Below are 7,609 nucleotides of genomic sequence, written 5' to 3'. Positions count from 1 at the left end.
TTCTATATCTTTACAATCTAAGAATCCCTCTTTGTCACATTGAACTATAGTATTCTCTACTCCTAGCTTTTCTAGTGATTTTATAGGTCTTATTACGGAGTTATGTTCCATACTTGTCGTTATTATATGATCTCCACTATTAACAACACCCTTAATTGCTAGGTTTAATGAATCTGTTGCGTTACTTGTAAATATAATATTCATTGGATTATCTATATTAAATAATTTAGCTATATTTTCTCTTGTATCATATATTTCCCTAGCTGCTCTCATTGCCAATTTATGACCTGCTCTGCCTGGATTTGCGCAGTAGTTTCTCATACAATCTGAAACCGCATCGTAAACTGACTCTGGTTTTGGATATGTTGTAGCTGCATTATCTAAATAAATCATTTTTTATTTTCCTTCCTCCGTTTAGTCTTCTTCCATCATCATAGATAGTATATTGTTTAAGTCCTCATCACTATAATATTCTATTTCTATCTTCCCCTTTTTCTTTCCCTTAGATATACTTACTTTTGTTCCAAATATATTTCTTAGTCTTTCTTCTACATCTACTATGAATATATCCTTTTCTTTAGCTTTTTTAGGTATTTCTTCTTCTTTATTTTCACATATTCTTTTAGCTAAACTTTCTGTTACTCTAACTGAAAGTTCTTCATCAGCTACTTTTTTTGCTAATTCTAACTGTAATTTTGGGTCTGCAACTCTAAGTATAGCTTTACCATGACCAGCTGTTAGTGTAGTATTTTCTATCATATCTATTACTTCTTGTTGTAAGTTTAATAATCTAATAGTATTAGTTATATGTGGTCTACTCTTACCTACAGCTTCTGATATCTCTTCTTGTGTTACGTTATAATGATCAATTAAACTTTTATATGCCAAAGCCTCTTCTATAGAGTTTAAATCTTCTCTTTGTAAGTTTTCTATTAGTGCAATTTCCATTATATCTTTCATAGGTATGTCTCTTATTACAGCAGGTATTTGCTTTAACTTTGCCTTAGTAGAAGCTCTATATCTTCTTTCTCCTGCTATTACCATATAGTTACCTTCTTCATCAGGCTTAACAACTATAGGCTGAAGAACTCCATAGTTCTTTATAGATTCGCACAGTATTTCAATTTTTTCATCATCAAATACTTTTCTCGGTTGCCCTTCATTTGGATATACCTTACTTAATTCTATATTTATTATTTCTTTGCTATCTATATCGTCTTTAACATCAGGTATCAATGCACTCAGTCCTCTTCCAAGTCTATTGCTTCTTTTCGCAACTTTATTCGCCATATTATATTATATCCTCCTCTAAATCTATAAACTCTTCTGCCAATTCTAGATATGCTACTGAACCTTTACATCTGCTATCATAGTAAATTACTGGCTTACCATGACTTGGTGCTTCTGCTAATCTTACATTTCTAGGTATTAAAGTTGTATACACACTACCCTTAAAATACTTTTTAACTTCTTCTACTACTTGAATAGATAAATTAGCTCTTCCATCAAACATACTTAAAACTACACCTTGTATATCTATATTGGGATTTAACCTAGATCTTACTAGTTTTATAGTCTCCATAAGTTGACTTACACCTTCAAGAGCATAGTATTCACATTGTATTGGTATTAAAACACTGTCAACTGCAGTAAGACAGTTTATAGTTAACATTCCTAGTGAAGGAGGACAATCTATAAAGATATATTCATATTCACTACGAACGCTTTCTATTGCCTTTTTCAGGATATACTCCCTATCTTCCATATTAGTAAGCTCTATTTCTGCTCCAGCTAATTCTGTAGCAGCAGCTACTATATCTACATTTTCAAATTCTGTGCTTATTATAGCATCTTTGATATCTAAGCCGTCTAGCATTATCTCATATATTGTATAATCTACACTACTTTTATCAATACCATATCCACTTGTTGTGTTACCTTGTGGATCTAAATCTAAAACTAGAGTTTTTTTCCCCATTTGTCCTATACTAGCACTTAAATTTACATTTGTAGTAGTTTTACCTACTCCACCCTTTTGATTAAATACGGCTATAACCTTGCCCATAAGATTTCCCCCCTAAACTTTTTAAAAAAAGATTACTGCGTAGCAGTAATCTCTCTATTTTTTAGGAATTTTTACAACAACTTCCATGTAATCTCCCTTGTCTATTTCATTATACTTAGCTTCAATTCCTGTACCTAGTATGGCATCGAAAGCCTGCTTCATAGTATTTAGATATATTCTAATCCCCATAGATCCCTTTACGTGTAACTTTTTATCCTCTTCCTTTGGAGCCTCTAGGTTTTCTATTATATCTTGTATTAACTTTTCAGTTCTCTTTACATTTAGCTCATGTTTTATTACTTTATCTACAACTTCCTTCATTAGCACCTCAGTTGGTAGCTTAAGAAGTGCTCTAGCGTGTCTTTCAGTCAAGTTATTTTCTACTAGCTTTATCTTGATCTCATTAGGAAGTCTTAATATTCTAAGCTTATTAGCTATAGTAGATTGATTCTTACCTAGTTTTTCAGCTAATTGTTGCTGTGTAAAACTATGTTCTTTAATTAAATTTTCATAGCCCAATGCTTCTTCAATAAAGTTTAAATCTTCTCTTTGCAGGTTCTCTAGTAAAGCTAACACAGCAGAAGATTCGTCAGACATATTATTTATAATTGCTGGAACAGCGGAAAGATTTGCAAGCTTTGCAGCTCTTAATCTTCTTTCTCCAGCGATTAATTCATATTTATCATCTTTAACTCTTACTGTTATAGGTTGTAATATCCCATAAATCTTTATAGAATTACTTAACTCTTCTAGTGCTGCTTGCGAAAACAACTTTCTTGGTTGATATGGATTTGGAACTATATTTTCTATAGGTATCTCCATAACTCTTTTTTCTTCCATAACATCCCTCTCTCATTAGATATAAATATATTTGAATTTCAGTATCTCCCTACAAACTTAATTCTACATTAGATATATATGAGTATACTATTTCTTCATGTAATTACATAATCCTTCTATTTTTAAGCAGTTTTTTGACTAAACATTATTTATTTCTTTTAAAACTCTAATTTTTTATCTATCTTGTTACCTATTTTATAGGTTTTTTTGATAGCTTCCCAGCTTTTCTAGGGTATTTTTCTGGTGTATTTATTACCTTTTTGAAGACTAATATATTATGCTTTAGTTCAGAGTCTGGAAGTTCTACATCTATCTTCTCAATAAATTCAACGCCTAGTACTTCCATAGCCGCCTTTGACTCTTCTAATTCTAAATTTGCATTAGGTCCTTTTAGACATACAAAATACCCACCAACTTTTATAAATGGTACACATAATTCCATTAAGATAGGTAACCCTGCTACAGCTCTAGCAGTAGCTATATCATATTGTTCTCTATAATTTTCATCTTTTCCGAAATCTTCGGCTCTCCCATGTATAAATTCTACATTTTCAAGACTTATATTGTTACTAACTTCTTGTAAGAAATTGATTCTTTTATTTAAAGAATCTAAAAGAGTCAAGTTTAAATCTTTTAAGCATATTTTAAGTGGTAGCCCAGGAAATCCTGCGCCAGTACCAACATCTATAAGAGACATACCATCTTGAATATATCCGTTACTAACTCCTGAAACAGAATCTAAGAAGTGTTTGATGTACACTTCTTTCTCATCTTCTATTCCAGTAAGATTCATCTTTTGATTCCAATCCACTAATATTTCCCTGTAAATTTTAAACTGCTCTAACATTTCATCATTTACATCTATTCCTAAGTCTTCTAGTCCATTTTTTAATATATCTTTATTACTCATCTTTTCCACCTCTTGTTCTTCTCATTTGCTCTAAGTATATAAGAAGTACCGATATATCTGCTGGTGAAACCCCAGATATACGAGATGCTTGTCCTATAGATATTGGCTTTATTGCGTCAAGCTTTTGTCTAGCCTCTATTCTAAGACCATCTATAGCTGAGTAGTTTAGGTCCTCAGAAAGTCTTCTATTTTCTAACTTCTTAAACTGATCTATTTGCTTTAATTGCTTATCTATATAACCTTCATACTTAGTCATTATCACACATTGCTCTTTAACTTCGTCTGAAACGTCTTCTCCTGCACCTTTACCTATAGCATCAATTAACTCATAAGTTACCTCAGGACGCTTTATAAACTCATATAAAGATAGACCTACTTTTATTTCAGATGCTCCCATTTCTTCTAAAAGATGGTTTACTTCTTTAGGAGTTACTCTGTCAGTCTTTAATCTTTCTAATTCTTTTTCAACTTCTGATTTTTTAGTTAAGAATCTTTGGTATCTATCTTCTTGAACTAATCCTATATCATATCCTCTTTGAGTAAGTCTCATATCTGCATTATCTTGTCTAAGATATAGTCTATATTCTGATCTAGATGTCATCATTCTATAAGGTTCGTTAGTTCCTTTAGTAACTAAATCATCTATTAAAACTCCTATATAAGCTTCTGATCTATCTAAAACAAAAGGTTCTTTACCTTCAATCTTAAGAGCTGCATTTATACCAGCTATAAGACCTTGAGCTGCGGCTTCCTCATATCCTGAAGTACCATTAAATTGACCTGCACTAAATAAGTTTTCTACACCCTTTATTTCAAGCGTTATCTTTAATTGAGTTGGATCTATACAATCATATTCTATTGCATAAGCAGGTCTCATTATCTTTGCATTTTCAAGACCAGCTACACTCTTATACATTTGCATCTGTACTTCATAAGGTAAACTTGTAGATATACCTTGGATATACATCTCTTTAGTATCTAAACCTTCTGGCTCTATAAATATTTGATGAGATTCTTTATCGTTGAATCTTACAACCTTATCTTCTATTGATGGACAATATCTAGCTCCTGTACTTTCTACTTTTCCGCTATACATAGCTGATCTACTTAAGTTGTCCATTATTATATCATGAGTACCTATATTAGTTCTTGTTAAATAACATGGCTCTTGATTTATACTTATTTTTTCAGTTAAGAATGAGAATGGAGTTATTCTTTCATCTCCTTCTTGAATATCCATTACAGAAAAATCTATACTATCTCTATGGATTCTAGCTGGTGTACCAGTTTTGAATCTTCTCATGTTAAGTCCTAACTTAACTAATGGCTCTGTTAGATGTTTTGCATATCCTAGAGCATTAGGACCTTCATAGAATGATACTTCTCCCATATATATCTTAGAGTTTAGGTATACCCCTGTAGCAAGTATAACCGCCTTTGCGTGATACACACATCCAAGCTTTGTTACTACTCCTGTTACTACATTTCCTTCGTGTAATATATCAACTACCTCGTCCATAACTACATCTATATTTGGTTCGTCTTCTATAGTTTTTTTCATTTCTGTATGATACTTAAACTTATCTGCTTGTGCTCTTAACGAGTGAACTGCTGGTCCTTTTGCTGTGTTTAGCATTCTACTTTGGATAATTGTCTTATCGGCATTTATCCCCATTTGTCCACCTAAAGCATCAATTTCTTTTACCAATTGACCCTTACCTGTTCCACCTACTGATGGGTTACACGGCATCATACCAATAGAGTCTAATGATAATGTTACAACTAATGTCTTCTGTCCCATTCTTGCAGTAGCTAAGGCTGCTTCACATCCAGCATGTCCTGCCCCTACAACTATCACATCATATTTACCTGCATCGAACTTTATCATTTATGTCTCCTTTCCATTAAATATTAATGTTTCACGAAAAACATCATTAATATTTATTTACCTATACAGAAGTTACTAAATATTGTATCTAGTAGGTCTTCTTTTATTGTGTCTCCGTTTATATACCCAAGATAATCCCATATATTTTTGAAATCGACCTCTATAAAATCATATGGCATATTTTGCTCTATAGCACCTATAGCGTCATTTATAGATTCATATGCTTTAAGTAATGCATCTTTATGTCTAGAGTTTGTAATCACTACGCTTGAAGAGTTTTTAACACTTCCTTTGTAGACCATTCCCTCTATCTTATCTTGTAATTCTTCTATTCCTTCGTTATTTAATGCTGATATTCTTATTATACTATTACTGTCAACATATTGATTTAGCTTATCTTCTTCAATTTGTTGAGGTAAGTCTGTTTTATTTAATAAAATTATTGTTTTTTTACTTTCTATATTCTTAAGTATCTCCATATCTTCATCATCTAATTTTCTAGATGAGTCTAGAACCATTATAACTAAATCAGCGCTGCTGAAAGATTCTCTAGATTTTTCAACACCTATTCTCTCTACTATATCTTCTGTTTCTCTTATCCCAGCTGTATCAACTATTTTAAGAGGTATCCCCTTAATATTTACAAACTCTTCTATTACATCCCTAGTTGTACCTGGTATATCTGTAACTATCGCTCTATTTTCACCCAGTATTGAGTTCAATAAAGATGATTTCCCAACATTTGGTTTCCCTACTATAACAGTCTTTAGACCATCTCTAAGTATTTTTCCACTTTCAGCAGTATCATATAGTTTTTTGATCTGAGTTCTAAGTTCTTCAGCTCTTTCGCTAAGAGTTTGATAAGTTATTTCTTCTACATCTTCCTCCGAAAAATCTATTGCAACTTCTAAGTGAGCTAATACTTCCGTAACATTCATTCTTAACTCTTTTATCTTCTTAGATAAAGACCCTTCTAGATGACTTTGAGCTACTTCATGAGCCATATCAGTTTTTGCTTTTATTACATCTATTATTGCTTCAGCTTGAGATAAGTCTATTCTTCCGTTTAAAAATGCTCTCTTTGTAAATTCTCCAGCATCCGCCAATCTTACATCTTTCGATAATATTAATTCTAATATTTTCTTCACTGAAATAAATCCACCGTGGCAATTTATTTCTATTACATCTTCAGCCGTATATGAATTTGGTCCTTTCATATATGCTAATAATACTTCATCTATTACATGGTCGTTATCTACTATATTTCCGTATATAAGAGTTCTTGTATTGTACTCTTGTATTTTTTTTCCCGTCATCGATCTAAATATTTCATTAGCAACTTGAAGTGATTTTTCTCCACTAATTCTTACTATTCCTATGCCGCCCTCACCGGGAGCCGTTGCTATTGCTGCTATAGTATCATCTATAAACAATTTTTTCACCTCTTATGATTATTATTTTTATCTATGTTATTAATTTAATTGTTGCCTTAATCTTAACATTATATAAAAGAAATCGCAAAAATAAAACCCCCTATTGTCTAGGAGGTTAAATTTTATCTTTTATACTCTATTACTAATCTTCTATAAGGATCTGTTCCTTCACTATATGTACTTACATACTTGTCATTTTGAAGAGCAGAGTGAACTATTCTTCTTTCATACGGGTTCATATAATCTAATTTCTTAGTTTTTCTAGTTTTGGCTACTTCTCTAGCAACTTTTCTTGCATATCTTATTAAAGATTCTTCTCTTTTAGATCTGTAGTTTTCTATATCTACAAGTACTCTCATATGAGAGTCTTTATTTACCTTATTAAGAGCAAGACCTGTTAAGAATTGGATAGAATCTAATGTTTCTCCTCTTCTTCCTATTAAACATGCAACATCATTTCCTTCTATATCTAC

At 31.8% G+C, this 7,609-nt stretch carries 8 protein-coding genes; all 8 read right to left on the bottom strand.

Annotation, left to right across the window (positions count from 1 at the left end; genetic code table 11):
• On the bottom strand, positions 1 to 393 hold a 393-nt coding region (locus tag CHL78_RS18910), incomplete at its 3' end, for an aminotransferase class V-fold PLP-dependent enzyme (RefSeq protein WP_116041704.1).
• A gap of 21 nt (positions 394 to 414) precedes the next feature.
• A complete protein-coding gene (locus tag CHL78_RS18905; RefSeq protein ID WP_094366906.1) occupies positions 415 to 1,290 on the bottom strand; it encodes a ParB/RepB/Spo0J family partition protein in 876 nt (291 codons plus the stop codon).
• 1 nt (position 1,291) lies between these two features.
• Entirely contained in the window at positions 1,292 to 2,065 is a 774-nt protein-coding gene (locus tag CHL78_RS18900) for a ParA family protein (RefSeq protein ID WP_094366907.1), read from the bottom strand.
• 54 nt (positions 2,066 to 2,119) lie between these two features.
• Positions 2,120 to 2,905 (bottom strand): nucleoid occlusion protein, encoded by a 786-nt coding sequence (gene noc, locus CHL78_RS18895; RefSeq protein ID WP_094366908.1) that lies wholly within the window; start codon positions 2,903 to 2,905, stop codon positions 2,120 to 2,122.
• A gap of 190 nt (positions 2,906 to 3,095) precedes the next feature.
• The gene (rsmG, locus tag CHL78_RS18890; protein WP_094366909.1) at positions 3,096 to 3,815 is read right to left on the bottom strand and encodes a 16S rRNA (guanine(527)-N(7))-methyltransferase RsmG; all 720 of its coding nucleotides are present in this window, start codon (positions 3,813 to 3,815) and stop codon (positions 3,096 to 3,098) included.
• Entirely contained in the window at positions 3,808 to 5,703 is a 1,896-nt protein-coding gene (gene mnmG / locus CHL78_RS18885; protein WP_094366910.1) for a tRNA uridine-5-carboxymethylaminomethyl(34) synthesis enzyme MnmG, read from the bottom strand. The genes rsmG and mnmG overlap by 8 nt, the downstream gene beginning before the upstream one ends.
• Before the next feature lie 53 nt (positions 5,704 to 5,756).
• Positions 5,757 to 7,136, bottom strand: a complete 1,380-nt coding sequence (gene mnmE, locus CHL78_RS18880) for a tRNA uridine-5-carboxymethylaminomethyl(34) synthesis GTPase MnmE (protein WP_094366911.1) — start codon at positions 7,134 to 7,136, stop codon at positions 5,757 to 5,759.
• 122 nt (positions 7,137 to 7,258) lie between these two features.
• Positions 7,259 to 7,609, bottom strand: a 351-nt coding sequence (gene jag / locus CHL78_RS18875; RefSeq protein WP_116041701.1) for an RNA-binding cell elongation regulator Jag/EloR, incomplete at its 5' end; no start/stop codon positions are given.

The organism is Romboutsia weinsteinii (assembly GCF_002250835.2).
In the GTDB taxonomy this organism is placed as follows: domain Bacteria; phylum Bacillota; class Clostridia; order Peptostreptococcales; family Peptostreptococcaceae; genus Romboutsia_A; species Romboutsia_A weinsteinii.
This window is presented reverse-complemented; position numbering and strand designations above follow the sequence as displayed.